This window comes from Streptomyces sp. CA-106110 (genome assembly GCF_050936285.1).
Taxonomy (GTDB): domain Bacteria; phylum Actinomycetota; class Actinomycetes; order Streptomycetales; family Streptomycetaceae; genus Streptomyces.
In genome coordinates this window covers 1,836,344-1,862,671 of sequence record NZ_JBNJNB010000001.1, presented here as the reverse complement: position 1 = coordinate 1,862,671, position 26,328 = coordinate 1,836,344, and the positions used below count along the sequence as shown (strand labels likewise).

The following is a 26,328-nucleotide window of genomic DNA, read 5'->3' as shown; positions in this document are numbered from 1 at the left end:
GGCTTGCCTGCTTATCGACTCTCGCTTGCGTTAGAAGTTATAACGAAAATGACGCACTCTCGCGCCAGTGTCAAGTGCTCGCGCGATTCGCTGTTAGTGGCTCTTACGAAGGTGATACCTTGGAACAACCCGGTCGTAGAGGAGCGTTGAGGTGATGGCGGCAGGCGCGGCAAGTCCCCGTGAGCGGTACCGCAGTCAGGTACGCGAGGAGATCAAGGCGCGGGCGTGGCAGCAGATCGCCACAGCGGGAGCGTCCGGGCTCTCCCTCAACGCCATCGCCAAGGAGATGGGCATGAGCGGCCCGGCGCTCTACCGGTACTTCGCCGGCCGGGACGAGCTGATCACCGAACTGATCCGTGACGCCTACCGCGGCCTGGCCGACACGATCCGCGCCGCCGTCGATTCGGGCTCCGGCCTGACCGGCCTCGCGCACGCGATGCGTGGCTGGGCGCTCGAGGACCCTCAGCGGTACTTCCTGATCTACGGCACGCCCGTCCCCGGTTACCACGCGCCCGACGACATCACCTCGATCGCCCGCGAGATCATGGCGGCCCTGCTCGAGGTGTGCGCGGCCACATGGACCAGGACCTCGGCCGCCGACCCGTTCGATGCCCATCTCGCCGACCACCGGCAGTGGGTCGAGGGCCATCCGGGGCCTCCCGCGGTCCTGCACCGGGCGCTGTCCTTCTGGACCCGTCTGCACGGGGTGCTGTCACTGGAGCTCGCCGGCCACTTCACCGGCATGGGCTTCGATCCCGCCCTGCTGTTCGCCGCCGAGGCCGACGACCTGGCCGCCGAGCACTGAGAACGGCGGCGGACGTACTCCCAGGGGAGTACGCGTGATCACCTCGCCGGGCCGACGCCGCTTCCGGCCGGGGACGTCTAGCGTGAACCCCATGGAGGAGCAGCGCGCAGACGTCCCGTGGCGGTGGCACGGACCGCCGTGGTGGAGCAATGTGTCCCGCTCCTCTCATCTGCCCTGGCGGTCCACGCTGTTGTTCACCGTCTTCGTGGTCTTCGGTACGCACGTGGCGTCCGTCAACCAGAAGAGCGACCGCGCTCACCTCGACGCCTTCGCCTACATCCTTCTGCTCGTGGCTTCGGGGGCGCTGCTGTGGCGGCAGCGGTATCCGGTGCCGGTGGCGTTCGTGACCGCCGCGGCCGCCACGGTCTACCTGGGTGCCGGCTACCCCTACGGTCCGGTCTTCCTGACCGTCGCCGTCGGCTGTTTCAGCGCGCTGGTCGCCGGGCGCCGCAAGGCCGCGTGGGCGGCCGTCGGGATGTTCTGGGCTGGGCATGTCCTGGTGTCGCACTGGTTGTACCGATGGCTGCCACCGGCCGGGGATTCGGCGACTTCCTGGGGAGGGGAACTGGTCATCGCCGCCTGGGTGGCGGCGATCGTCGCCGTGGCGGAACTGGTGCGGGTGCGGCGCGAGCAGTGGGCGCGTGAGCGGGCCGAGCGGGCGCAGGCCGCGCGCCGGCGCGCGGACGAGGAGCGGCTGCGGATCGCCCGCGAACTCCATGACGTGCTCGCCCACAGCATTTCCGTGATCAATGTCCAGGCGGGTGTGGGCCTCGCACTCCTCGACTCGGACCCGGAGCAGGCGCGTACGGCGCTCACCTCGATCAAGGCCGCCAGTAAGGAGGCGCTCGGAGAGGTACGGCAGGTGCTCGACACCCTGCGCACGCCCGGTGACGCGCCGCGTACCCCGGCGCCCGGGCTCGACCGGCTGCCGGAACTCGTCGAGCAGGCCGCGAGCGCCGGTCTCACGGTCACAGTCGAAGGCGGCGCGCCGAAGCTTGCGCCGGCAACGGACCTCGCCGCGTTCCGCATCGTGCAGGAAGCGCTCACCAACGTCGTACGGCACTCGAGGTCGCGGCAGGCGCGCGTGCACGTCGACAATGCCGAGGGGGCGCTGCGCCTTCGTATCGACGACGACGGGCCGGCGAGCGGCGCCGACGCGGGCGGCAGCGGCAACGGCCTGGCGGGGATGCGCGAGCGTGCCACCGCCCTCGGCGGCACCATCGAGGCCGGCCCGCGCGCCGACGGTGGTTTCAGCGTGCTCGCGGTCCTGCCGCTGAAGGCGTCGTCCCAGGAGTTCATCGGGCGCAAGGAGGACGTGTGATCCGGGTACTGCTCGCCGACGACCAGTCGCTCGTCCGGGCGGGGTTCAAGGCGCTGCTCGACGCTCAGCCGGACATCGAGGTGGCCGGGGAGGCCGCCGACGGCGAGCAGGCGTTGCGCCTGGTGCGCGAGCTGCGGCCAGACGTGGTGCTGATGGACATCCGGATGCCCCTGCTCGACGGGCTGGCCGCGGCCCGCCATATCGGTGAGGACCGGGAACTCGAGGGCGTGAAGGTGGTCATGCTCACCACCTTCGAACTGGACGAATATGTCTTCGAGGCGATCCGCGCGGGTGCTTCCGGCTTTCTCGTCAAGGACACCGAGCCGGAGGAACTCCTGCGCGCGGTACGGGCGGTGGTCCAGGGCGACGCCCTGCTCTCGCCCAGTGTGACCCGGCGGCTCATCTCGGAGTTCGCGGCGCGTTCCAAGGAGCCCTCGGCCGCCGCCTCGCTCGCCGAACTCACCGAGCGGGAACGCGAGGTGATGGCCCTGGTCGGCATCGGCCTGTCCAACGACGAGATCGCCCGCCGCCTGGTGGTGAGCCCGCTCACGGCCAAGACCCACGTCAGTCGCACCATGGTGAAGCTCGGCGCCCGCGACCGGGCCCAACTCGTCGTCCTGGCCTATGAGTCGGGGCTGGTGCGGCCGGGCTGGCTGGGCTGAGTCCCGGCACGGCGCCCGAAGCGGAACAGTACGGCGACGACACGTGCGACGAAGAGCAGGGCGGCCACCGCCACCCCGGCGGCGACGAACGCAATCCGCGTGCCCCCCGAGAGGCCGAAGGCGAACGCCGGCCCCGCCACGGCCCCCAACGCCAGCGCCGCCGCGACGGTCGCGCTCAACAGGGCGTATCCGATCTCGACGGTGATCGCGTCGCGTTCGGCCTGACTGCGCCGGGCGCGGGCACGGAGTGAACGTCTCCACGGCTTCGCCATGCGCCGAGTCAAACAGGCGTGCGCCCGGCCGGGCAAGGAAGCCCGCCGGGCGCACCCGTGGAGGCGTCCCCCTCAGTCGCGGACCGCGACCGGCTCCGCGTCCGCCTCCTGAGGAAGGGACCTCGCGACCACGAGGGACCTCTGGACCCGGCGCGTGCGCAGTCCGGTGAGTGTGAGCAGGAGCCCCACCAGCGCGATACCGGTGACCACGACCAGGCCGGGCCGGTAGCTGTCCAGGACCGCCTGCGGTGAGGCGTGCGCGGGCGCGTGTGCGGTCACCACCGCCGTCACCACCGCCAGGAAGATCGCGCCGCCCACCTGGACCGAGGTGTTGAGCAGACCGGAGACCATGCCCTGCTCGTGGTCCTCGACGCCGTTGGTCGCCTGGATGTTGAGCGACGGGAAGACCAGGGCGCAGGCCGCGCCGATCAGCAGCATGCTCGGCAGGATGGCCGCGGCGTAGGAGGGGTTCAGGCTGACGCGCAGGAACAGCCCGTATCCGACGGCCATCAGCGTGAAGCCCACCGCGATCAGTCGGGCGGTGCCGAAGCGGTCCACGATCGCGCCCACCTTCGTCGAGGACACAGCCACCAGCGCGCCGGCCGGCAGGAAGGCGAGCGCCGTGTGCAGCGCGGACCAGCCGAGCAGGGACTGCATATAGAGCGTGGCCAGGAACTGGAAGCCGACGTAGGAGCCGAAGAACGCCATCGCCCCGAGCTGGGCACGGATCTGGTTGCCGGAGCGGAGCACCCCGAGGCGGATCAGCGGGCCGGCCGAGCGCCGCTCGACACGGACGAAGACGGCGAGGAGCACGGCCACGGCGAGGAAGGACAGCAATGTCCGGGCGGACGCCCAGCCGGCCTGCGGCGCCTGGACGACGTTGAAGACGAGCAGCAGCATCGAAGCGGTGCCGAGGACGGCGCCGGGGATGTCGTAGCCGTTGTGGTCCTTCTCCCGTTCGCTGCGCGGCAGCAGCTTCAGGCCCGCGAGCAGGGCGATGAGGGCGATCGGCGCCGGCAGCAGCATGGTGAGGCGCCAGCTGGCCTCGGTCAGCAGACCGGACAGCACCAGGCCCATCGAGAAGCCGGTGGCCGCGCAGGTGGTGTAGATCGACAGGGCGCGGTTGCGCAGCGGGCCCTCGGCGAACGTCGTGGTGATGATGGACAGTCCGGCGGGCGCGGTGAACGCGGCGCTCAGACCCTTGATGAACCGGCTGGCGATCAGCAGCGGACCAGAGTCCACGAGTCCGCCGAGCACTGAGGCGAGCGCGAAGATTCCCAGCGCCACCAGGAAGACCTGACGGCGGCCGAGCAGGTCCGCGGTGCGTCCGCCGAGGAGGAGCAGCCCGCCGTATCCCAGGATGTAGCCGCTGACGACCCATTGCAGAGTCGACGTCGTCAGGTGGAGGTCGGAGCCGATGGACGGCAGCGCGACGCCGACCATGGAGACGTCGAGAGCGTCCAGGAACATCGCGGCGCAGAGCACCAGCAGGGTGCCCCACAGCCGGGGAGTCCAGCGTTCGGACAAGGGGGTGGTGAGCGGAGAGGTCATGCACCAGAGACTACATGCACTTGCATCCAATGCGAGCGCATTTAATTCGGATGCATCGATCGCGGATCTTTGCTACGGTGCGGCCATGGCGGCTGTGGAAAGGGCCGAGCGGGCTCTCGTGGACCAGTGGCGCGACATCCTGGGGCTGCACGCGCGCATCCAGTGCGAGCTCGACCGCGCCCTGCATCCTCATGGCCTGTGCGCCAGTGACTTCGAGGTGCTCGATCTCCTCTCCGAGGCGGAGGCGCAGGGCTCGTGTTCCTGTCGCGTGCAGGAGATCTCCGAGCGGGTCCATCTGAGTCAGAGCGCGCTGTCGCGGCTCATCGCCCGCCTGGAGAAGGACGGCCTCGTCGACCGCGCGATGTGCGCGGAGGACCGGCGGGGTGTGCGTGTAGCGCTCACGGCGAAGGGACGCACGCTGCACGGTGACATGTTGCCGGTACAGCGCGCGGTGCTCGGGAGAATGCTGGAGGGCTGACACCTCGGCCGCGACCCGAGTCGGGTCGCTGGCTACGGCCCAACTCCGAGTGCCTTGGCTCGACTCCGGCTGGCCCAGGCGCAATTCAGATGGCCCAGGCCCGGCTCGGGGTGGCCGCGGCCCAACTCCAGACGGCCCCGGCCCAACCCCGGATGGCCTCGGCCCAACCCCGGATGGACTCGGCTCAGCTCCAGGTGACGGCGGACTTCTCGCGCCACAGTGCCGCGACCGCGGCGTCACCTGTGACTTCCGGGAACGGCGCCCGGTTCCACAGCGACAGGTACAGCCGCGCCGCCGGTCCGCTCACTTCGCAGTCCGCCTTCCCGGCGGCGCCCCGCTCGGTGACGGGCGCCTCGGTGGACAGCCGTACCGTCCATACGGCGTCGTCGGTATCCGTGGCCCGCAGCCGCAGGACGCGCGGCTCCTCGCTGCGTACCCGGCTCCGGTTGCGGGCGTGGAAGCCGCCCAGCAACTCGTCGATGCCGTCGAGGGCGACGTCCTGCTCGATGCCGGTGGGCGTGCCGCCGCGCGCCGACTCCGCGTCGATCCGGTGCACGGTCGTCTCGTGCGCCTGCCGGCGGGCCCAGAAGGCGAGCGGCGAGGGCGCGGGCAGGAAGTGCCAGCACCGCACGTCGGGCGCTGCCGAGGAAAGGCTGTCGACCAGGTGCTGGTGCCCCTCCCGGAACCACCCCACCAGCTCGGCACCGTCGAGGTCGGGCAGCCCGCCGTCGGGGTGGTACGCGGTGTGCCCGTCGACGACGAAGGCCGCGGCCCAGCGGTGCACCATGCCCGTGTGCCGCAGCAGGTCCCGTACCTGCCAGTCCGGACAGCACGGCACGTCGGCCTCGGCGCCCGCCTCCTCGGCCGCGGCGGCCAGCAGCCGGCCTTCCCGGTCCAGGACCTTCACGAACTCGGCAGTCTCCATGAGGCGAGTGTGCCGGATGCGGTGCGGCCTACGGGAGAGCGGGGGCCGCACCGGGCAGAGCCGGGCGATGTTTCGTCGCGGCCACCCTGGCTCCCGGTTCGCAGCCGCACCGCAATCAGCGGCAGGTGGACGCCGCAGCGGTTGGTCTCTCCCCGTGGTGTCACCGGGGGCCTGAGGGCGCGTGGCGCGTTCCGTAGCCGATGGCCGAGGCGATCGCCGCCAGGACGGCCACACTGGTGAGCGCCACGGGCAGCGAGTACCACTCCGCCATGAACCCGATCGCGGGCGGGCCGAGCAGCATGCCGCCGTAGCCGAGCGTCGAGGCGACCGCCACCCCGCTGGGCCCCGCGAGCGCGCCGGCGCGTTCCACCGCGACCGGGAAGAGGTTGGCGAGGCCGAGCCCGGTGATCGCGAAGCCGAGCAGGGCTCCCCACACGGAGGGCGCGAGCGATCCGAGCAGCATCCCGGCCGCGGCCGTGGCGCCGCCCGCCACCACCGTACGGACCCGCCCGAGGCGTTCCAGCAGTCTGGTCCCGCCGGCCCGGGCCACCGTCATGGCGAGCGCGAAGCACGAGTAGCCGGCCGCCGCCACACCCGGGTGGGCGTGGAGATCCTGCGCCAGATGCAGCGCACCCCAGTCGGCCATGGCGCCCTCGCCGTACGCGGTGCAGAGCGCGATCAGGCCGAAGACGGTGACCAGGCCGCGGGTGCGCATGTCCGGGTGGTGCGATGTGCGTTCGGGCCGGGCGCGCTCGGGCGGCACCGCAGGCTCCTCCCGAAGGAGCGTGCGCCCGGCGACCGCGGTCACCAGTAGACCGATCACGGTGAGGCTGAACAGGTGCACGGTGGGGGACAGGGATCCCGCGACGAGGCCGCCGAGCCCGGCGCCCACCATGCCGCCCAGGCTGAACGCGGCGTGGAAGCCCGGCATGATCGGCCGGCGGAGCGCCGCGACCAGATCGACGGCGGCGCTGTTGAAGGCCACATTGATGCCGCCGTATGCCGCTCCGAAGACCAGCAGTACGAGCCCCAGCGTGAGCACCGAGTGCGTCAGAGGGGGCAGGGACACGCTCAGTGACAGCAGGACGGCGCAGACCACGGTCACCGGATGGCTGCCGAAACGGCGGCAGAGCCGTCCGGTGAGCGTCATGGTGATCACCGCGCCGGCGGAGACCCCGAGCAGTGCGAGCCCGAGGGCGCCCGCCGAGGCGCCCGTCTGCTCCTTGACCGCGGGAATGCGGACGACCCAGCCCGCGAAGATGAAGCCGTCAAGGGCGAAGAAGGCGGTGAGGGCGATGCGCAGACGGGTGAGGTCACTGCCCGGCACGGCGCTGTGCGGGGTGAGTTTGTTTAGTAGCGGCACAAATTCAGGTTAGGTGGCTGTACCGAGTGGTGCAAGGGAGCTGACAGAGCGCGGGTGCGGGCACCCGGAATCCCGGATCCCGGATGACCCGTCCCGCCGGTCGTGTGGTCGCGGCGCATGTCAGTGGTCGCGGTGCATGCCGGGGAGACACGGGTGCCGGCCGCGACGCGTGCCCTCAGCCCAGCGCCCGGTCCAGATTGAACGCCGCGCTGATCAGCGACAGATGTGTGAACGCCTGTGGGAAGTTGCCCTGCTGTTCGCCGGACTGGCTGATCTCCTCGGCGTACAGGCCCAGGTGGTTGGCGTAGGTGAGCATCTTCTCGAAGGCCAGCCGTGCCTCGTCCAGGCGCCCGGCCCGTACCAGCGCCTCGACGTACCAGAACGAGCAGATGGAGAACGTGCCCTCGTCGCCCCGCAGCCCGTCCGGACTCGCCTGCGGGTCGTAGCGGTAGACCAGCGAGTCGGACACCAGGTCCTGGGTGAGGGCGTCGAGCGTGGACAGCCACTTGGGATCGGTGGGCGCGATGAACTTGGCCAGCGGCATCATGAGCAGCGCCGCGTCGAGCACGTCGTCGTCCTCGTGCTGGACGAAGGCCGAGCGTGCCTCGGACCAGCCTCGTTGCATGATCCGCCGGTAGATCGTGTCACGGCACTGCCGCCACCGCGGCAGCTCGGCCGGCAGTCCCCGGTGGGTGGCGATCCGGATGGCGCGCTCGATCGCCACCCAGCACATCAGCCGTGAGTAGAGGAACCTCTTGCGGCCGCCGCGGGTCTCCCAGATGCCCTCGTCGGGCTGTTCCCAGTGGGCGCAGACCCAGTCGACCAGCTTGCAGACGTCGTCCCACTGGTCGCTGGAGATGGGCTGCGCCCACTTGTCGTACAGATAGATCGAGTCGATGAGCGCGCCGTAGATGTCCAGCTGGAGCTGGTCGGCGGCGGCGTTGCCGATCCGTACCGGCGCGGATCCCTGGTGACCCTCCAGGTTGTCCAGTTCATACTCGGGCAGGTCGGTGCGGCCGTCGATGCCGTACATGATCTGCAGCGGGCCCGAGGGACCGCCGTCGCCCGGAATGATGTGCCGGGTCACGAAATTCATGAAAGCCGCCGCCTCGCCCGGGAAGCCCAGGCGCAGCAGGGCGTAGACGCAGAAGGCCGCATCGCGTACCCAGACGTACCGGTAGTCCCAGTTGCGCTCGCCGCCGAGCGTCTCCGGCAGGCTGGTGGTGGGCGCGGCCACGATGGCGCCGGTCGGGGCGTAGGTGAGGAGCTTCAGCGTGAGGGCGGAGCGGTGTACCATCTCCCGCCACCGGCCGCGGTAGCGGGACGCGGACAACCAGCGCCGCCAGTACTCCACCGTGGTGGCGAACTGCCGCTCCGCCTCGGCGCGCGCACACATGCGGGGTGCCAGGTCAGCGGCGACCTGGTCGAGCGCGAACACCGCCGACTCGCCCTCGGACAGCTTGAAGTCCGCCCATACGTCGACGTCGTCGCCCTCGAGGGGGATGGTGGAGGTCAGCGCCAGCGACAGATCGGCGGACTCGAAGACGGCCACGTCGCCGAGCAACTGGACGGTGTGCGGCTGCCTGCCGTAGTCGAACCGCGGAGCCACCCGGACCCGGAAGGGCAGGGAGCCGCGCACGCACAGGACCCGGCGGATCAGCCGGTGCCGCTCGCACTCGACACAGTTCTCGCCGACGGGCATGAAGTCCTGTACCTCGCCGACGCCGTCCTCCGTGAAGAACCGTGTGATCAGGACGTTGGTGTCGGGGAAGTAGAACTGCTTGGTCCGTGCGGGTACGGTCGCGGCCAGCTTGAAGCATCCGCCCCGATCGGCGTCCAGGATCGCCCCGAAGACACTGGGGCGGTCGAAGGCCGGGCAGCAGTACCAGTCGATGGTGCCGTTGGTCCCCACCAGGGCCACCGTGCGCAGATCACCGATCAGCCCGTGGTCCGCGATCGGCAGGTAGCGGGAGCCCCCGGGTACGTACTGTTCGAACGTCGTCTCGGCCATTTCAGCCTCCTGTGCGCCCGCTCAGCCTCCTGTGAGCGCCCGGCGCGGGCACCGCACGTACAGCTTAGGCGCAGGGGAAGAGGGGGGGCACGGGAAGCGAGGCGCTCGTGGGACGGCCCGCCTCGGTGCGTACGGAGCGGCCGTCGCCGGGTGTCGTGACGCTGATCCTCTGTCCTGGCCATGGAGGCCGGCTTGATCGGTACGGATCGCAGTGGGCCGAGATCGGCGGGCTCCGGGAGGAGATGGTCGCGGCTGGAGCACCGGGGACGGGCCGACACCGGGGGACGGGCCGATACCGGGGACGGCGGACACGTCCGGCCGGCGGCGGGGCGCGTCGCGTCCAGCGCGCCGTCGCGTGCCGTACGGGGTGGCCCGGTCGACGGACCGGCTACTTCTTGACGGCCTTCAGGACCACGAACTTCGCGTCGCTCGCGACCAGTTCGCTGTTGCCGAAGAGGCGGCGCAGTTTCACGTGGTAGCCCAGATGGCGGTTGCCGATCACCCAGAGCTCGCCGCCCGGGCGCAGGGCGCGCCGCGCTCCGGTGAACATGCGCCAGGCCGTGGTGTCCGTCGTCGCCTGGTGGGAGTGGAACGGCGGGTTGTTCAGGACCAGGTCGACGCTCGCGGCCGGTACCCCGGCCAGGCCGTCGCCGACGCGGAACTCCGCCGGCCCCCCGGCGTTGTCCCGGTATGTCTCCTCCGCCGAGGCCACCGCCTGGTAGGACTCGTCGACGAACACCAGCTCGGCCTCCGGGTTGGCCAGCGCGGCGGCCAACCCCACGACCCCGTTGCCGCAGCCCAGGTCCACGATCCGCTCGGCGCCCCGGCTGCGCGGCAGATGGCGCAGGAAGAAACGGGTTCCGATGTCGAGGCGGTCGGCGCAGAAGACCCCCGCGTGGTTGGTGACGGTGCGGCCGGACAACAGGCCGATGTCCCCGGGGAGTTCATAGCGGTACGGCCATGGGTCGGCACCCCGGCCGAGTGCCGGGTCGGGGGTGCAGAAGACGAGTCGGGCCTTCTGCTCGGCCAGCGAGGTGCGCGTGGGGCCGATGATCCGCTCGAACAGCTGCAGCGTCGAGGTGTGAATCTCCTTGACCATCCCGGCGCCGACGACCACCGACTTCTCGTGCAGCGCGGGCGCCAGCCGGTGCAACTGGTCCTCCAGGAGCGCGAGGCTCTTCGGCACCCGGACGAGGAGCACGTCGATCCGGGCGGGCGGTGTGTCGCGCGTGGTGAGCAGCCGTACCGCGTCGGCGTCGACGCCGTTGCGTGACAGATTCTCCCGGGTCGCCTCGTGGGCCAGGAACGAGTCGGTGATCTGTGTCGGGCGATGCGTCGCGAGCGCCGTGGTGAGGGCTCCCCATCGGTCTCCGAGGACCACGACCGTGCCGCCCAGCGGGGTGCCGCTCGCCGCGAGGTGCCGCAGCAGATACGCGTCCGATGCGTCCCAGGCGCGCAGCCGGTCGCGGGGATCCTCGGGGAAGCGGGTCAGCGCGTACTCGCCCCAGGGCGTGGTCAAACGGTCGTTCATCGTGCGTCCAGGCTAGCCGAGCAGGTCGCGGGTCCCGGTCGTCGGCCGATGTGTGGGGGCAGCCGGGCTCGCGCCGTGGTCCTGGTCGCCGCCCGCCGGACTCCCCGCACGAGCCGTCGGCTCGCCGCGGCTCGGCCCCGTAGGGGGACCCTGTCGACCCGGTCTCCGTCCGCGCTTGATGCGTGATGATGGGGCCATGGACGCCGAGCTATTCCCGCGAAGCCGGAGCGAGGTCGTGCCCGGCGCGGTCCATGTGCCCGACTGGCTGGACGCGGATCGCAGCCTCCGGCTCCTCGCGGCCTGTAGGGAGTGGGCCCGGCCGCCCGCGGGACTGCGGACCGTGCGCACCCCCGGCGGCGGCACGATGACCTCGCGGCAGGTCTGCCTCGGCTGGCACTGGTACCCGTACGGCTATGCCCGCACGGCGGTCGACGGCGACGGCGCCCCCGTGAAGCCTCTGCCGGACTGGCTGGCCGACCTCGGCCGTGAGGCGGTGACCGCCGCCCTCGGCCCGCGGGAGGTGCCGTCCGAGCCGTACGACATCGCGCTGATCAACTTCTACGGCGCCGGAGCCCGCATGGGCATGCACCGCGACAGCGACGAGAAGTCCGACGCTCCCGTCGTCTCGCTGAGCCTCGGCGACACCTGTGTCTTCCGCTTCGGCAACACCGAGACCCGGACGCGCCCTTACACGGACGTGGAGCTGCGCAGTGGGGACCTGTTCGTCTTCGGCGGCCCGGCACGGCTCGCCTACCACGGGGTGCCGCGGGTGCAGCCGGGGACGGCGCCACCCTGGCTGGGGCTGACGGGGCGGCTGAACATCACGCTGCGGGTCGGCGGCTGGCGGACCGGCCCCGAGCGGATCATGGGAGACTCCCCTTCATGACTGGCAAGGCGGCCCCCCGGACGTCAGGGGAAGGGAACACACGGACGCGGCTGGACCGGGGGCGCGGGGCGCTCGGCCCCGCGCTGGAGCTGGTGCACACCGGACGTGCGCCGACGCGTGCCGTGCTCACCTCCGAGCTGGGTGTCACCCGGGCGACCGCCGGAGCGGTGGCCGCGGAGCTGGAGGCGCTGGGGCTGATCAGAGTGGACGCGCACCCGGGTGCCGCCGCGGGTGCGCAGGGCCGGCCCTCGCACCGGCTGGAGGTCGCCGAGGACGGCCCTGTCGCGCTCGCCGCCCAGGTGCACGCGGACGGCTTCCGGGCCGCGCTCGTCGGGCTCGGCGGCCGGATCGTCGCCACCGCGCCCGGCTGCGAGACCGTGGACGCCGATCCGGCGAAGGTGCTGCGCTCGGTGGTCGAGGCGGGCGCCGGTCTGCTGCACGAGACGGGACGACGCTGTGTGGGCGCAGGGCTCGCCGTGCCGTCCGCGGTCGCGGAACCCGAGGGACTCGCGCTCAACCCCCTCCACCTGGCCTGGCCGGTGGGTGCTCCGGTGCGGAAGATCTTCGCCGAGTGCGTGCGCGCCGCGGGCATCACCGGATCCGCCTTCGCCGCGAACGACGTCAATCTCGCCGCGCTCGCCGAGCACCGGCACGGCGCGGGCCGCGGTTCCCGGGATCTGCTCTGCGTGGCCACCGGGCACCGGGGCGTCGGCGGTGCGCTGGTGCTCGACGGTCGGCTGCACACCGGCAGTTCGGGGCTCGCGCTCGAGGTGGGACACCTCACCGTCAACCCCGAGGGACGGCCCTGCCACTGCGGCAGCCGCGGCTGCCTCGACGTGGAAGCGGATCCGCTGGCGTTCCTGCAGGAGGCCGGCCGCGACGCCGGCCCGGAGGTCTCGCAGCTCCAGCAGGCCGACGACCTCATCCGCACCGGCTACCCTGCCGACCCGGCCGTGCGTACCGCCGTCGAGGTACTGATCGACCGGTTGGGCCTCGGTCTTGCCGGACTGGTCAACATCCTCAACCCGGACCGCATCATCCTCGGCGGGCTTCACCGCACGCTCGTGGAGGCCGACCCCGAGCGGCTCCGCGCGGTGGTCGCCGACCGCAGTCTGTGGGGCCGCAGCAGCGGTGGAGTCCCCATCCTCCCCTGCACGCTGGACCACAACAGCCTGGTGGGCGCGGCGGAGCTGGCCTGGCAGCCGGTACTGGACGATCCGCTGGCGGCGCTGGTCTGACCGCGGCCGCCGACGTCAGGGGCGAGCATCACCGCGAGTGGCCGTCCGCACAGTCGCCGGTGTGATGATCCCCGCCGTCCCGCGGGCGATCCCGGCGGCCGTGTACTTCCCCGGGAGACAGGGCATGACCCTGCGCCACCGGTCGAGGAAGGAGGCCAGGAGGCGGCTCTCGGGCACGGAAACAGAAGGCGGGGCCTGCCGACCTCGTACGGCGGCCGGTGGCTCTGCCCGCCGCTCCCTGCGAAGTGCTCGGTGAGGACGGCCCGTTGCTGTCCACGCCGAGGCCGGGAGGGGGAGCAGGGACCGAGCGCTCGGGTACTCCCCGGGCGGTATGCGCACTGCCGCTGGCCGTACGACGACCCGGACCCCCTTTCTGCCCGAGTCTCGAGTCATCACCGCAGAACCCACCGAGGAGATGACCCGAGATGCAGACCCTGGCCCACTGGGACGGCGGCCCCGGCCCCGGCCCCTGGATCCTGTTCTTCCCGCTGATCTGGGCGGCCGTCGTGCTCGGCGTCGTGACCGTCCTGCGCCGCACCGCCTGGCACCGCCGCGGCGCACCCTGGCGCGGCCTGGAGGGTCGTACGGCGGGCGACTCGCCGATCGCCGTGCTCGGTCGCCGTTTCGCCTCCGGGGAGATCGACGAGGACGAGTACTGGCGCCGGCTCTCCGTCCTGGACGAGCAGTTCGGCCGCACGGGCAAGGGCGGTGCCGCATGACCTCCCGCCCGACGCCCACCGCCACTCCGGACGAGGCTTTCCCCGGGCACCATGCCTCGGGGGACCCCCAGCGCGCCGCCTCTGCGACCACGGCCCCCCGTACGGCCGCCCGGGTCGTCGACGCCGTCAAGGTGTACGGCGCCGGCGACACCGCCGTGCGGGCACTGGACGGGGTCAGCATCGGCTTCCCGGCCGGCCGCTTCACCGCGATCATGGGACCTTCCGGCTCCGGCAAGTCCACCCTGATGCACTGCGCGGCCGGCCTCGACACGCTCACCTCGGGCTCCGCCTTCATCGGCGACACCGATCTGAGCCGGCTCGACGACCGCCGCCTCACCCTTCTGCGCCGCGACCGCATCGGCTTCGTCTTCCAGGCCTTCAACCTGGTGCCGACACTGACCGTCGCGGAGAACATCACCCTGCCCGTCGACCTGGCCGGCCGCCGGGGCGACCAGGAGTGGATCGACGCCCTCATCGACGTCGTGGGACTGCGGGACCGGCTGCACCACCGGCCCGCCGAGCTCTCCGGAGGCCAGCAGCAACGCGTCGCCGTGGCCCGTGCGTTCGCCGGCCGGCCCGATGTCGTCTTCGCCGACGAACCCACCGGCAACCTCGACTCCCGTTCCGGCGAGGAGGTGCTGGGCCTGCTCGGCAGGGCGGTGCGCGGGATGGACCGCACCGTGGTCATGGTCACCCACGACCCGGTCGCCGCCTCCCATGCCGACGAGGTCGTCTTCCTCGCCGACGGGTGCCTGGTGGACCGCATGGAGTCACCGACTCCCGAGAAGGTCCTCGACCGTATGAAGGCCTTCGAGGTGAGGTCGTGAACCCGTCCGTGCGCCTCGGCGCCTCCTCGCTGCGTGCCCACAAGAGGCGCTTCGCCGGTACGTTCGCCGCGGTGTTCCTCGGCGTCGCCTTCCTCGCGGGCACGCTGGTGATGGGCGACACGCTGCGCGCGAGCTTCAGCACGATGTTCGGCGACGCCACCGCGGGGACCGACGCCGTCGTGCGCAGCGCCGACACCATCACCACGCCCGGTGAGAGCCAGGGCGTACGACAGCCCGTCGACACCTCGCTGGTCCGCACCGTCGAGAAGGCTCCCGGCGTGGCCGCGGCGGCAGCGGGCATCCAGGGCCGGGGCCAGCTCGTCGGCGCCGACGGCAAGCCCATCGGCGGCCAGGGCCCGCCCACCCTCGCGGGCAACTGGATCACGGACGCGCAGCTCAACCCCTATCGACTCGCCGAGGGCAGGGCCCCGGCGAAGAGCGGCGAAGTCATCGTCAACCGAGGGGCGGCCAAGAAGGGGCACCTGCGGATCGGCGACACCACGACCCTGCGGACGCCCGATCCCGTGCAGGTCAGGATCGTCGGCCTCGCGACCTTCGGCGGCCAGGACGGCATGGCGCAGGTGACCTTCACCGGAATGACCGAGGCAGACGCCGAGAAGTACCTCACCGCGAGGCCCGGTCAGGCCGCGAGCATCCAGGTGCGTGCCCGTCCCGGGGTCAGTCAGACGGAGCTCGTGGCCCGACTGACACGTGCGCTGCCCAAGGGAGTCGAGGCCATCACCGGCCAGGAGTCGGCCCAGGAGAACACGGACATGATCTCCAGTCAGTTCCTGACCCTCTTCACCACCTTCCTCCTGGTGTTCTCCGGCGTCGCACTGCTCATGGCGACCTTCTCCATCCACAACACGTTCGCGATCGTCGTCGCCCAGCGCACCCGGGAGAACGCCCTCCTGCGGGCCCTCGGCGCCGCGCGCCGCCAGGTCACCGTCGCCACTCTGCTCGAGGCGAGCGCCGTCGCCGTCGTCGCGTCGGCCGCGGGGCTGGCGGGCGGCCTCGGCATCGCGGCGGGGCTCCAGGCCCTCTTCCCGGCCATCGGATTCCCCTTCCCCGACGGCGATCTGGTGATCAGTGGCCCGTCCTTGGTGCTGCCGCTGATGGTCGGTGCCGTGGTGTGCCTCGGCTCCGCCCTGCTGCCCGCCGTACGGGCCGGGCGCACCGCGCCGCTGGCCGCGCTGCGCGAAAGCGCCGTCGACCGTTCCGGCGCCTCGCGTACCCGTGCGATCGTGGGCGGCGCACTCATGGCGGTGGCCGTCATGAGCACCCTGACCGGGGTACTGGTGAACTCCTCGCTGTGGCTGGCGGGACTGGGCGCCGTGCTCGCCCTGGCCGCCTTCGTGGTCCTCGGACCGGTCGCCTCCCGTGCGGCCGTGCAGGTCCTCGGCGCCCCGCTCGACCGGCTGCGCGGCGTCACCGGCGGCCTGGCCCGCCGCAACGCCCTGCGCAGCCCGCGGCGGACCGCGGCCACCGCGAGTGCGCTGATGATCGGCGTCGCCGTCGTCTCCCTGTTCACCGTGTTCGGCGCGTCCCTGAAGGCCACCATGGACCAGACCGTGTCCCGGTCCTTCGCCGGAGATGTCGCCGTCAGCACCCCGTCGTTCGGCGCGGGCGGCAGCGGGCTGAGCCCGGGGCTGGCCTCCGCGATCGCCCGCCAGCCCGGCGTCGAGGACGCCGTGGGCCTCGGCCGCGGAGTGGCGAAGGTGGACGGCAGCGGACGGGCGCTGACCGTCACCGACCCCGTCGCCCTCGGCAGGGTCTTCGATCTCGCACCCGTACACGGCTCTCTCGACCATCTCGGCGGCGACGGCATCGCGATCAGTGAGCAGGAGGCCGACAAGCAGCACCTGGCACTGGGCACCACGGCGCGGCTCACCTTCACCGACGGCACCACGCGCCCGTTCACGGTCCGCGCGGTCTACGGCCGCTCCGAACTCGCCGGCGACTACGTGATCACCCGCGCCGCCTGGGCTCCGCACCGCACCCAGGACTCCGACACGCTCGTCGCCGTGTCCTTCAAGCCCGGTGTCGCCACGGCCGAGGGGAAGGCCGCGGTGCAGAAGGTCGCCGCCCGGTACGGCAATCCCTCCGTGCAGACCCGGGACGAGTTCGCGCAGTCGTCGGCCGGTGGCATCGACATGATGCTCACCCTGGTCTACGCACTCCTCGCGCTGGCCGTGCTCATCGCCCTGCTCGGCATCGCCAACACCCTGACCCTGGCGGTCCACGAGCGCATCCGTGAGCTCGGCCTCCTCAGGGCGGTCGGCCAGACCCGGTCCCAACTGCGGGCCATGGTCCGCTGGGAGTCGATCCTCGTGGCCGCCTTCGGCACGGCGGGCGGCCTTGTCCTGGGCGCCTTCCTCGGCTGGGTGCTGGTGAAGTCGTCCGACGGAGCCTCCGCCACCGCGTTCGCCTTCGCTCTGCCGCCCGCACAACTCCTCGTGGTGGCGCTGGTGGGCCTCGCGGCCGGTGCGCTCGCCGGGCTGCGCCCCGCCCGGCGGGCCGCCCGCCTGGACGTCCTGCGCGCCATCGCCACGGAATGATCCGCGCGAGGCCCGCGTCGGAAACGCACCGAAGGAGGGCTCACCGCCCGGTCAGCCTGCAACGGCGGACCGGGCGGGAGTGTGTGGTGTGCCGTGCTCGTCGACCGCGAGCGTGTGGGCCGACGCGTCGAGCGCCTTCTCGTACGGGGCCAGGCCGTGCACCGGCCGAGGCGGTGCCGAGGACGGCGCGGGAAGCGTGAACCACACGACCTTGCCCACGTCGCCGTCCGGGCGCGCTCCCCAGCTGTCGGACACCGCCGCGACCATCGCGAGACCCCGTCCGCTGGTGGCGGAGACACCCGCGTCGCACAGCTCCGGCAGGCGCGGATCGTGGTCGTGCACCGAGACGGTGAGGCGGTCGAGCAGGAGCTCCATCTCCACGGTGCAGGTCTTGTCGGGCTGGGCATGGAGGTGGACGTTGGTCAACAACTCCGTCACACCCAGTGCGGCCCGGTCTATCAAGGGATCCAGATGCCAGTAGCGCAACTGCGCCGATACGATTCTGCGGACCTGGCCGATCCGCCACGGCAGGGCTTGGAGCTCCACCGTGCAGTGCCTGCTTGGCTGGCTGATCACGGCTGCGACTCCCCGAATTGAGGTCCGGAAGAAGACGGAGATCGGATCCAGCAGGAGGGCCGGTCGTACCGCCGCCTGCTGTGCGGCTGAGTGCTCCGGCCGCCTGGTGCGGTACGGCTTCGTACGGGGGCCGCCCGCGTCGTGACCGGCGGGCTGGTTCTTCAGCGTGATCGCCGGTAAACCCAGAGTGATGTGAGACCAGCGTGACTCAGGGGGTGCCTTCCTGCAACTCGCGCCGCGTTCAGCCGTCGCGACCTGCCGCCCTGCGGACCGCGTCGACGAACCGGCGTGCCGACGGGGGCCCCGGCTGCCCGGGCGCGGGGTCGTGGTCGCCGAGGATCAGTGAATAACGGGTGCCGTTGACATCGGCCGACGCCCGGTCATGCGGCGCGAACCAGGGCCTGGAGGCCCGTACCGCCTGCACCGGCGCGCTGTCGATCTCGCTGCCGTAGCTGGTGAGCAGCCGCAGTCTGCCGTCGCTGATCCGGACCTGTCCGGCCCGGGTGAGTGACCGTAGCCCCTTTCCGATGCGCACGCCCATGGCCGTGAACTCCGGCTCCGCCATGATGTCCCGCCCCTTCGCTGCGTTCGGCTGTGCCCGGTCCGGATCGCCCGTGGTCGCGATCCGGTGTGGCCCTGATCGAGTTCGGTCGTGATCCAGTGGCTGTGTCATCCAGGTTGCCGCGCCTCAGGGGTCGGCGTCCGCGCGGTGCCCGACCGCGGCGATCGGCGTCCCCGCGGTGCAGTCTGCCTGCCCCCGGGGCCTCGCACCAGTGTGCATGGTGGGGTCGCGCAGGGTATCCGGCGCACTCGCGCGGATGCGCCCCCACCGTTTTGCGTCGTCCTCCCCAGGGAGCCTTTGAGCAGCTCAAAGGGGTGTTTATGCAGGTGAGAAGCGTGCCGAAGATGTCTATCATCGAGGCGTCCGACCGTGTGAACGAGGCGTCGGAGCACCCCGGTAAGGAGCCCCGCGGTGAGCACTCCGCAGATCACCCGCCCCAGCGGGACGTACGACGTCGACCGCACCGATGCCGAGTACCGCGCTTGGCTCAAAGAGGCTGTCCGCAAGGTCCAGGCCGACGCCAACCGCTCGGCGGACACCCACTTGCTGCGCTTCCCGCTGCCCGAGCAGTGGGGCATCGACCTGTATCTGAAGGACGAGTCGACCCACCCCACCGGCAGCCTCAAGCACCGCCTCGCCCGGTCCCTGTTCCTGTACGGCCTGTGCAACGGGTGGATCCGCCCCGGCCGCCCGGTGATCGAGGCGTCCAGCGGTTCGACCGCCGTCTCCGAAGCCTATTTCGCCAAGCTCATCGGTGTGCCCTTCATCGCGGTCATGCCGCGCACGACGAGCGCGGAGAAGTGCCGGCTCATCGAGTTCCACGGCGGGCGGTGCCACTTCGTGGACGACTCGCGCAAGATGTACGAGGCCTCGGTCGCCCTCGCGGCGGAGACCGGCGGCCACTACATGGACCAGTTCACCTACGCGGAACGGGCCACGGACTGGCGCGGCAACAACAACATCGCCGAATCCATCTTCCGCCAGATGGAGTTGGAGCGGTTCCCGGTGCCGACGTGGATCGTCGCCACGGCGGGCACCGGAGGCACCTCGGCGACCATCGCGCGGTATGTGCACTACATGCAGTACGACACCCGCGTCTGCGTGGCCGACCCGGAGAACTCGTGTTTCTTCGAGGGGTGGACGACCGGCGATCCGGACGTCACCTGTGACTGCGGCTCGCGCATAGAGGGCATCGGGCGGCCCCGGATGGAGCCGAGCTTCGTGCCCGGCGTCATCGACCGGATGATGAAGGTCCCGGACGCGGGCGCCGTCGCCGCCGTACGGGCCCTGGAGGGAGCCATCGGCCGCAAGGCGGGCGGCTCGACCGGCACGGGCCTGGGGAGCGCGCTGAAGATCGTCGCCGAGATGGTGGCCGAGGGGCGCACGGGCAGCGTGGTGACCCTGCTGTGCGATCCCGGCGACCGCTATCTGGACAAGTACTACTCGGACGCGTGGCTCGCCGAGGAGGGGCTGGACATCGCTCCGTACACGGCGGTCATCGAGTCACTGCTGGCGACCGGGGTGTGGCCGGGCTGATCCTGGGCCCATCCTCGTCAGCCTTCGGTCCAGTGCCGTGACCGCGCCGCGGAACGCGTGTCCCAGACCCGCGCGGGCGCCCTTCAGCGCGAACCGGAGGACCGCGGGCCCGTCGGCCGCGAAGGTCCACTGAACCCGGGTGCCCGGGCCGGCGGGCGTGAGCCGCCACTCCTCGAGGAGCGCACGGATCTCGGGCACGCCCGTCTCGTCGACCCGGTACGCGTACACCTCGTCCGGCTCGGCCGCCACGACCGTCTCCAGGAAGCGGGCGCCGCCCGTCAGACGCACATCACGCCGGGCGCCTTCGTCGAGGGGCCGGGCGAGGGTCACGGCGGAGAACCAGTCGCTCCAGCCCGGGACGTCGTCGGCGAGGGCCCCGAAGACCGCCTTGGGAGGTGCCGTGATCTCCCGCGCGAACACCAGCCGCACGGGAGCGGTCCGCAGGAAGTCGAGCCCCACCGGGCGCAGCTGACGTGCCATCGACGCAACCTCCTCGAGGGAAGCGCAGTTCCCGAACGGAAGCGGGGGTGCCGGGCCGGCGTCACCATAGCCGCTGAGCCGTCAGATGTCTGTATCCTCTTCGGTTTCCCCGGCCACCACCAGCCGCCTGAGGTGCTCCGCGATCTCCCTGCGTGCCTCGGCGGGCATCCCCCCGTCGGTCACCAGCGTGTCCACCTGCTCCAGCGCGGCGAACGAACTCAGCCCCACCGTCCCCCACTTGGTGTGGTCGGCGACCACCACGACCCGGCGTGCGGACTGCACGAGCCGCCGGTTGGTCTCCGCCTCCGCCAGGTTCGGCGTCGACAGGCCCGCCACCACGGATATGCCGTGGACGCCGAGGAAGAGCAGGTCGAAGTGGAGCGAGGCGATCGCCTGATCGGCCACGGGCCCCACAAGCGAGTCGGAGGGAGTCCGCACACCGCCGGTCAGCACGACGGTGGCGCCGCCCTGCCGCCGGCCGGACGTGCGCTGCGCCGAGTGGAAGACGTCGGCCACGCGCACCGAGTTGGTGACGACGGTCAGATCCGGCACATCGAGAAGATGATGGGCGAGCGCGTATGTCGTCGTACCGCCGGACAGAGCGATCGCCGAGCCCGGTGCGACCAGCTCGGCCGCGGTCCGTGCGATGTCCTCCTTGGCCGTCAGCTCCAGACCCGACTTGGCCTCGAACCCCGGCTCGTGGGTGCTCGCCTCCACCACCGGCACCGCACCGCCGTGCACCTTCTCCAGTACGCCCTGGCGGGCGAGCGCGTCGAGGTCGCGCCGGACCGTCATGTCGGAGACGCCGAGCTTGCGGGTCAGCTCGTTCACACGAACCCCGCCGCGCCGTCGTACCTCGTCCACGATCAGGGCGCGGCGCTGTTCCGCGAGGAGGTTCTGATTCTCACTCACGTCCGCTTCGCTCCCTTTCGCCCGATCTGCTGCGGCTTGGCGTCCACACCGGCTCCGACAAGGCCATGCTCCCGCCATGGGTGCCGGGGACGCCCCATCCTCGCATGGGTCGCCGCCGGTGGCGCCACCCCCCGTACCGCAGGAATCACCATCCGCTGTCCGCAGGAGTCACCCGTATCGGGGAGATTCCGTGACAACGGGTGTGCGCACCCGTGACAGAGGAGATCATCTGCCTGCACATGACACACGGTAGGCGGCGCGGGGGAAGTGCAGAACAGTGGAGCGTGCACGGGAACACGAGGGGGAGCGCGGCGACACCGGCCGGCGGACCGCGCGGCCCGAAGCGGCCCTGGAACTCCTGGTTCACGGGGTCGGTGGCACCACACCCGAGGAGATGCTGGGCGATCCGCGGACGGTCCGGATCACCGGCGACGAGACGGCCGCCGTCTACCGGCGCACCGCCGACGCCGACGCCGAACGCAACCCAGGGGAGCGCGGGGACCAGCCGGTGCCCGAGGCGTACGTGTGGTGCAACCTCACTTCCGGCAACGCCGCCCGCGCCTTGTGGCTGTTGCTGCTGCCTTTCATGGTGGCCAACCTCGCGCACTGGATGCACCCCACGACGGCGGGCCGGCAACGGACCGTGCGCCTGTACGGCCTGATCGTGCGCCTCATCGGGCTCACCCTGACCGTGCTGCTGGTCGCCGCCGCCTGCGAGGTCGCCCTCGATCTGACTGCCTGGCAGTGCGCGGGCACCCGCGCGTGTGCCGCGCGGCACTCGTGGCTCGGCTTCCTCTCGCCCGCCCTGTCCGACCATGGCTGGTGGAGCCAGCCGGGGCGGCGCCTGGTGCTGGCGGCGCTGGTGCCCGCGGCACTGACCGGCCTGCTCTGGTATCTGTCGCGCCGGACCTGGAGCGCGTACGAGTCGCAGCAGCCCATCGCCGACGAGACGGAGCCGGATGAGGAGCAGCACCGCATCGCACTCGGCCGCCCCGGGTTCTGGTACGGACGCCGCCTGGTGGCCCGGCTGCGCGCCGCGCACACCGCCGCGGGCCTCCTGACCGTCGCCGCCGCCCTCGGCACCTGCGCCGTGCGGTACGACCGCCACCATGGTTCCGCCGGACTCCAGGTCGTCGGCTGGCTCCAGGGTGCGGGCCTCCTCGTCGGCACGGTGGTCGTGGTGTGGGTCGTGTGCCGCCGGGGCCGCACCGAGGAACGGCTCGACACGGATCTCGACGGGACAGTGGTGCGGCTGCTGCCGGCCGGCGCGCTCGCTCTGCTTGTGGCGACCGCGGTGTACGCCGGCTGGTCGCGCCCGGACTGGAGGTCGACGGGACTGCTGCCGGGTGACGCCACCTTCGGCACGCTCGCCCTGATCCAGGGACTGCTCGTCCTGGTGCTCGGCGTGGTGGCCCAAGTCCTCTACCGGGCCCGCCCCGACGCCCGCACCGCCATGCGCGGACTGGCCGGACCTGCCGTCGCGCTGCTGGCCTGTGCGCTCGGCGGAGTGATGTCCGGCGGCGTGGCCCAGCGGGTGGCCGACTGGCTGGACGGCACCGTGCACAGCATCGCGGGCCCGCCCGTACTGCTCACCTGGCAGGCGTCCACCATCCCTCCGCTGCTGCTCGTGCTGCTCGGCGTCGGCGCCTGGCTGGCGCGGCGCACCGCGGTGCTGCGACGTGCCGAGAAACTCGCGGTCGAACTCGACTACCCGGGCCAGCCCGAGGACGACGCCCGCACCGCGCAGATCGCCGGCACGCGTGCCATGGCCGGGCTCACCGACCGGGCCCCGCTTCTCGTCGCCTTCACGTGCGCCACGACTCTTCTCCTCGGCGCCGCCGCCCTCGTGGGGGCCCTGGCCACCGGAGCCACCCCGGACCGGGCCGCAGAGGGCACCCCGCCCTTCGTCAGCGGCGCCGCCGAGACCGCCCAGACGCTCGGCTCCTGGCTGATCGGCGTCGGCTTCCTCCTGTTCGTCACCTGGGGGCGCCGGGCGTACAAGGACGCCTCGGCGCGGCGCACCATCGGCATCCTGTGGGACGTGGGCACCTTCTGGCCGCGCGCCGCCCACCCCTTCGCCCCGCCCTGCTACGCCGAGCGCGCGGTACCCGACCTGACCTGGCGCATGGCCACCTGGACGAGTACCACCGGCGGACGCCTGGTCCTCTGCGGCCACTCGCAGGGCAGCGTGCTGGCGGCGGCCGCCGCCTGGCAGCTCAAGCCCTCCGTGCGCAGGCACGTGGCCCTTCTGACCTACGGCTCGCCCCTGGAGCGGCTGTACGGGCGCTGGTTCCCGGCGTATTTCGGCCCGGCAGCGCTGACTTCACTGCACCGCGAGGTCGCCTGCTGGCGCAATCTGTACCGGCTCACCGACCCCATCGGCGGTCCGATCAGGCTGCCCGGCGAGTGCGGCCCGCAAGTGGACCGGGCACCGCTGAAGGACCCGCGCGCCTACGGCCGCACCGAACGGCACCCGCTGCCCGCGCCGATCCTCGGACACGGGGGCTACCCGACGGACCCCGCGTTCGCCGAGGAGCGCGAGCACCTGCTGGAACGGCTGAGGCCGGGCATCCCGGGACCGAGGCCGGCCCCAGCGCCTCCAGGGCCGGGCGCGCAGCCCGGGAGCACCGGGAGCCCGGATCAGGAAAGCTCCGGCAGGTCCTCCGGGTAGAGCAGGGTCAGATCGTCGGTGTTCGCCTCCACCAGCTGGGCGACCCGGCCGGCGTGCCGTTCCACCATCGCCTCGAAGGTCTGGCGCGCGGTGCGGCCGTTGCCGAACGCCGGTCCCTTGGGGATCGCCGTGAAGTACTTCAGCAGCGCCTCACCGGTCCCGGGCCCCAGCCGGTACTCGTGCTCCTCGGCCTGCTGCTCCACGATCCGCAGCAGCTCCTCGGGGCCGTAGTCACCGAAGGTGATGGTCCGTGAGAAACGGGACGCAACACCGGGGTTGACGGACAGGAAGCGCTCCATCTCGGTGGTGTAACCCGCCACGATCACCACGACCGCCTCGCGGTGGTCCTCCATCAGCTTCACGAGTGTGTCGATCGCCTCGCGGCCGAAGTCGCGCCCGGAGTCCTCCGGCGACAGCGCGTACGCCTCGTCGATGAACAGCACCCCGCCACGGGCCCGGTCGAAGGCCTCCTGGGTGCGGATGGCCGTGGAGCCGATGTGCTCGCCGACCAGGTCGACCCGGGACACCTCCACGAGATGACCCTTCTCCAGGACACCGAGCGAGGCCAGGATCTCCCCGTACAGCCGGGCGACCGTCGTCTTGCCGGTGCCGGGGGAGCCCGTGAACACCAGATGCCGCCGCACCGACGCCGCCTTGAGCCCGGCCTCCTGCCGCCGGCGCCCCACCTCGATCATGTCGATCAGGGCGCGTACCTCGCGCTTGACGCTCTCCAGGCCGACCAGCGCGTCGAGTTCGCCGAGCACGGCCTTCGAGGTGCGCGTCGGCTTGTCCGGTTCGGGGAGGGGCGCAAGCAGCGGCTCCTGTTCGGTCGTGCGCTGGCCGGGGATGGAGCCCAGCAGCCCCGGGGACCGGTCCGCCGTCTGCACGGCGGTCTCCAGTGCGGCCGTCGGACGCACGCCGGCGCTCTCGTCGCTGGTGCAGTCCTCGACGATCGCGCCGCCGTCGGACGCTCCCGGGGCGCCGTCCGTGAACTCGTAGCCCTTGCGTGCGCATCGCTCCGTGCGGCACTTCCTCAGGGTGGCCCGGCAGCCGTCGATCACATGGAAGCCGTAGCCGCCGCTGCCGGTGACGCGGCAGTTCAGGAAGCTGCCCCGGCCGCTCGCCGAGACGTAGAAACCCGCCTCCGCCGGGGAGGTCACCGAGCACCGCTCGATGGTGGGATCGGCGCCCTTGGTGACGATGACACCGGTCTGGGTGCCGTCGATGGTGCAGCCGGACAGCGTTCCGCCACTGCCGTGGTCCCGGAACCAGGCGCCCGTCGCCGCGTCCCGGATCCGGCAGTCGTCCAGCTGCGCGGTGGCGCCGTCGCTCACCGACACCGCCGTGTTGCGCACCTGCGTGAGGTCGCTGTCCACGACGTCCGCGCGGGAGCCCCGGTCGAGGACGAACAGGGCGTCCGGCACGTCGTGCACCCGGCACGACTCCAGGACCGCGGTCGCGCCGTCGCTGATCCACACCGCCGGATAGTCGCCGGTGCTGTCGAAGATCTCGCACTGGTTGGCGTCCACCCGGGTGCCCGGGTCCCACACGGACAGGCCGTTGCGCCCGAACTCGCGCACCGTCGTGCGGGTCAGCGTGAGGACCGAGCGGGACCGAAGGTCGACCGCGTTCTCCGGGATGTCATGGATGCGGCTGTCGGCGAGCGTCAGTACCGCGTCCGTGTCGAGCGTGACGCCGTCCGCCGTCGTGCGGTGCACATCGCAGTCGGTCAGATGCGCCGTGGCCCGCGTGGTCACCTGCACACCGGAGCCCCGGATCTCGTACACCTCACAACCGACGGCCTCCAGCGAGGAGTTCTCCCCGGTCGCCGAAAGGCCCGCGCCCGAGGTGTGATGGACCCGGCAGCGCTCCAGCCGCGGGCGTCCGCCGCCGCGGACCGCGACGCCGGACTGCGCGGCCGCCACGACCTCGCACTCCTCGAACACACCGCCACCGCCGTCCACGACGGCGATGCCGATGCCGGCGGGGTTGTCGACCGTGCACCGCCGCACCGTGGGACGCGCGCCGCCGCGGACCTCGATCCCGGCCGCCGACCGGGTCATGATCCGCAGGTCCGTCAGTTCGGGCGTGCCCTCCTCGACCAGCAGCGCGGGCGCTGCCGCGTCCTGACCCTCGACGTGCAGGTCCTGGACCACGGCGGAGGCCCGCACGGTCAGCGGCACTCCGTCCACCGGGGCGATGCGCACGGAGCCGGGGGAGCCTTCAGGGCCGCGCAGGGTCACCGCCCGCTGGACGACGAGGTTCTCCCGGTAGGTGCCGGGGGCGATGGTGAGCACATCTCCGTCGCCCGCGGCCTCCAGGGCGGCGGCGAGCGATGCGTACTCACCTGTGCGGCGCCGCCACCGCGATGTGCCGGTGTGCGTCACCTGGACCGTGCCCTGTGCCATGGCGATGCTGTGCCCCCACCTCGTACTCACGCGGGT

Annotated in this window: 22 protein-coding genes; 11 read left to right on the top strand and 11 right to left on the bottom strand. The window is 71.9% G+C overall.

What is annotated here, in order from left to right; translation table 11 throughout:
* The first annotated feature begins 154 nt into the window (after positions 1 to 154).
* From ACQEXA_RS08650 to ACQEXA_RS08640, 3 genes are all read left to right on the top strand, one after another.
* Positions 155 to 805, top strand: a complete 651-nt coding sequence (locus tag ACQEXA_RS08650) for a TetR/AcrR family transcriptional regulator (RefSeq protein WP_432935499.1) — start codon at positions 155 to 157, stop codon at positions 803 to 805.
* A 91-nt stretch (positions 806 to 896) separates the two neighbouring features.
* The gene (locus ACQEXA_RS08645; protein ID WP_432935501.1) at positions 897 to 2,126 is read left to right on the top strand and encodes a sensor histidine kinase; all 1,230 of its coding nucleotides are present in this window, start codon (positions 897 to 899) and stop codon (positions 2,124 to 2,126) included.
* The gene (locus ACQEXA_RS08640; RefSeq protein WP_432935503.1) at positions 2,123 to 2,788 is read left to right on the top strand and encodes a response regulator; all 666 of its coding nucleotides are present in this window, start codon (positions 2,123 to 2,125) and stop codon (positions 2,786 to 2,788) included. Before ACQEXA_RS08645 ends, ACQEXA_RS08640 begins: the two co-directional genes overlap by 4 nt.
* On the opposite strand, the gene ACQEXA_RS08635 is transcribed toward ACQEXA_RS08640, so the two are convergent.
* Together ACQEXA_RS08635 and ACQEXA_RS08630 are read right to left on the bottom strand one after the other, a co-directional pair.
* Positions 2,749 to 3,060 (bottom strand): DUF6332 family protein, encoded by a 312-nt coding sequence (locus tag ACQEXA_RS08635; protein WP_432935505.1) that lies wholly within the window; start codon positions 3,058 to 3,060, stop codon positions 2,749 to 2,751. The two genes, ACQEXA_RS08640 and ACQEXA_RS08635, sit on opposite strands and share 40 nt — an antisense overlap.
* Before the next feature lie 72 nt (positions 3,061 to 3,132).
* Positions 3,133 to 4,611, bottom strand: a complete 1,479-nt coding sequence (locus ACQEXA_RS08630) for an MFS transporter (RefSeq protein WP_432935507.1) — start codon at positions 4,609 to 4,611, stop codon at positions 3,133 to 3,135.
* Between the two features lie 85 nt (positions 4,612 to 4,696).
* Between ACQEXA_RS08630 and ACQEXA_RS08625 the strand changes: the two genes are divergently transcribed.
* Positions 4,697 to 5,089 (top strand): MarR family winged helix-turn-helix transcriptional regulator, encoded by a 393-nt coding sequence (locus ACQEXA_RS08625; RefSeq protein WP_432935509.1) that lies wholly within the window; start codon positions 4,697 to 4,699, stop codon positions 5,087 to 5,089.
* Between the two features lie 184 nt (positions 5,090 to 5,273).
* Here the strand turns inward: ACQEXA_RS08625 and ACQEXA_RS08620 are convergent, their stop codons facing one another.
* The 4 genes from ACQEXA_RS08620 to ACQEXA_RS08605 form a co-directional block, all read right to left on the bottom strand.
* The gene (locus tag ACQEXA_RS08620) at positions 5,274 to 6,014 is read right to left on the bottom strand and encodes a maleylpyruvate isomerase family mycothiol-dependent enzyme (protein WP_432935511.1); all 741 of its coding nucleotides are present in this window, start codon (positions 6,012 to 6,014) and stop codon (positions 5,274 to 5,276) included.
* Positions 6,015 to 6,174: 160 nt separating this feature from the next.
* A complete protein-coding gene (locus ACQEXA_RS08615) occupies positions 6,175 to 7,341 on the bottom strand; it encodes an MFS transporter (protein WP_432939811.1) in 1,167 nt (388 codons plus the stop codon).
* Positions 7,342 to 7,552: 211 nt separating this feature from the next.
* Complete coding sequence (locus ACQEXA_RS08610; protein ID WP_432935513.1) at positions 7,553 to 9,388, bottom strand: glycoside hydrolase family 15 protein; 1,836 nt, start codon at positions 9,386 to 9,388, stop codon at positions 7,553 to 7,555.
* A 388-nt stretch (positions 9,389 to 9,776) separates the two neighbouring features.
* Positions 9,777 to 10,919, bottom strand: coding sequence for a methyltransferase (locus tag ACQEXA_RS08605; RefSeq protein ID WP_432935515.1), 1,143 nt, complete (start codon positions 10,917 to 10,919; stop codon positions 9,777 to 9,779).
* Between the two features lie 196 nt (positions 10,920 to 11,115).
* Here ACQEXA_RS08605 and ACQEXA_RS08600 point away from each other — a divergent pair, with 196 nt between their 5' ends.
* The 5 genes from ACQEXA_RS08600 (at position 11,116) to ACQEXA_RS08580 (ending at position 17,147) form a co-directional block, all read left to right on the top strand.
* Positions 11,116 to 11,805, top strand: a complete 690-nt coding sequence (locus ACQEXA_RS08600; RefSeq protein WP_432935517.1) for an alpha-ketoglutarate-dependent dioxygenase AlkB family protein — start codon at positions 11,116 to 11,118, stop codon at positions 11,803 to 11,805.
* Positions 11,802 to 13,043 (top strand): ROK family protein, encoded by a 1,242-nt coding sequence (locus ACQEXA_RS08595; RefSeq protein WP_433129278.1) that lies wholly within the window; start codon positions 11,802 to 11,804, stop codon positions 13,041 to 13,043. The genes ACQEXA_RS08600 and ACQEXA_RS08595 overlap by 4 nt, the downstream gene beginning before the upstream one ends.
* A gap of 425 nt (positions 13,044 to 13,468) precedes the next feature.
* The gene (locus tag ACQEXA_RS08590; RefSeq protein WP_359396515.1) at positions 13,469 to 13,762 is read left to right on the top strand and encodes an SHOCT domain-containing protein; all 294 of its coding nucleotides are present in this window, start codon (positions 13,469 to 13,471) and stop codon (positions 13,760 to 13,762) included.
* Positions 13,759 to 14,589 carry an ABC transporter ATP-binding protein gene (locus tag ACQEXA_RS08585; protein ID WP_432935521.1) on the top strand — a complete coding sequence of 277 codons (831 nt, stop codon included), beginning with the start codon at positions 13,759 to 13,761 and terminating at the stop codon, positions 14,587 to 14,589. The genes ACQEXA_RS08590 and ACQEXA_RS08585 overlap by 4 nt, the downstream gene beginning before the upstream one ends.
* Complete coding sequence (locus ACQEXA_RS08580) at positions 14,586 to 17,147, top strand: ABC transporter permease (protein ID WP_433129276.1); 2,562 nt, start codon at positions 14,586 to 14,588, stop codon at positions 17,145 to 17,147. The genes ACQEXA_RS08585 and ACQEXA_RS08580 overlap by 4 nt, the downstream gene beginning before the upstream one ends.
* A gap of 51 nt (positions 17,148 to 17,198) precedes the next feature.
* Here ACQEXA_RS08580 and ACQEXA_RS08575 read toward each other — a convergent pair whose 3' ends face one another.
* Positions 17,199 to 17,723 (bottom strand): ATP-binding protein, encoded by a 525-nt coding sequence (locus ACQEXA_RS08575; RefSeq protein WP_359396510.1) that lies wholly within the window; start codon positions 17,721 to 17,723, stop codon positions 17,199 to 17,201.
* A gap of 241 nt (positions 17,724 to 17,964) precedes the next feature.
* Positions 17,965 to 18,288 (bottom strand): hypothetical protein, encoded by a 324-nt coding sequence (locus tag ACQEXA_RS08570; protein ID WP_359396508.1) that lies wholly within the window; start codon positions 18,286 to 18,288, stop codon positions 17,965 to 17,967.
* A gap of 408 nt (positions 18,289 to 18,696) precedes the next feature.
* On the opposite strand from ACQEXA_RS08570, the gene ACQEXA_RS08565 reads away from it, so the two are divergent.
* Positions 18,697 to 19,821 carry a PLP-dependent cysteine synthase family protein gene (locus ACQEXA_RS08565; protein ID WP_432935526.1) on the top strand — a complete coding sequence of 375 codons (1,125 nt, stop codon included), beginning with the start codon at positions 18,697 to 18,699 and terminating at the stop codon, positions 19,819 to 19,821.
* On the opposite strand, the gene ACQEXA_RS08560 is transcribed toward ACQEXA_RS08565, so the two are convergent.
* The gene (locus ACQEXA_RS08560) at positions 19,789 to 20,301 is read right to left on the bottom strand and encodes an SRPBCC family protein (RefSeq protein WP_432935528.1); all 513 of its coding nucleotides are present in this window, start codon (positions 20,299 to 20,301) and stop codon (positions 19,789 to 19,791) included. The genes ACQEXA_RS08565 and ACQEXA_RS08560 overlap by 33 nt on opposite strands.
* 81 nt (positions 20,302 to 20,382) lie before the next feature.
* Complete coding sequence (locus ACQEXA_RS08555) at positions 20,383 to 21,213, bottom strand: DeoR/GlpR family DNA-binding transcription regulator (protein ID WP_432935530.1); 831 nt, start codon at positions 21,211 to 21,213, stop codon at positions 20,383 to 20,385.
* Between the two features lie 277 nt (positions 21,214 to 21,490).
* On the opposite strand from ACQEXA_RS08555, the gene ACQEXA_RS08550 reads away from it, so the two are divergent.
* On the top strand, positions 21,491 to 23,884 hold the full coding sequence (locus ACQEXA_RS08550; RefSeq protein WP_433129274.1) for a hypothetical protein: 2,394 nt from the start codon (positions 21,491 to 21,493) through the stop codon (positions 23,882 to 23,884).
* Here the strand turns inward: ACQEXA_RS08550 and ACQEXA_RS08545 are convergent.
* A complete protein-coding gene (locus ACQEXA_RS08545; protein WP_432935532.1) occupies positions 23,854 to 26,292 on the bottom strand; it encodes a right-handed parallel beta-helix repeat-containing protein in 2,439 nt (812 codons plus the stop codon). The two genes, ACQEXA_RS08550 and ACQEXA_RS08545, sit on opposite strands and share 31 nt — an antisense overlap.
* Positions 26,293 to 26,328: the final 36 nt, after the last annotated feature.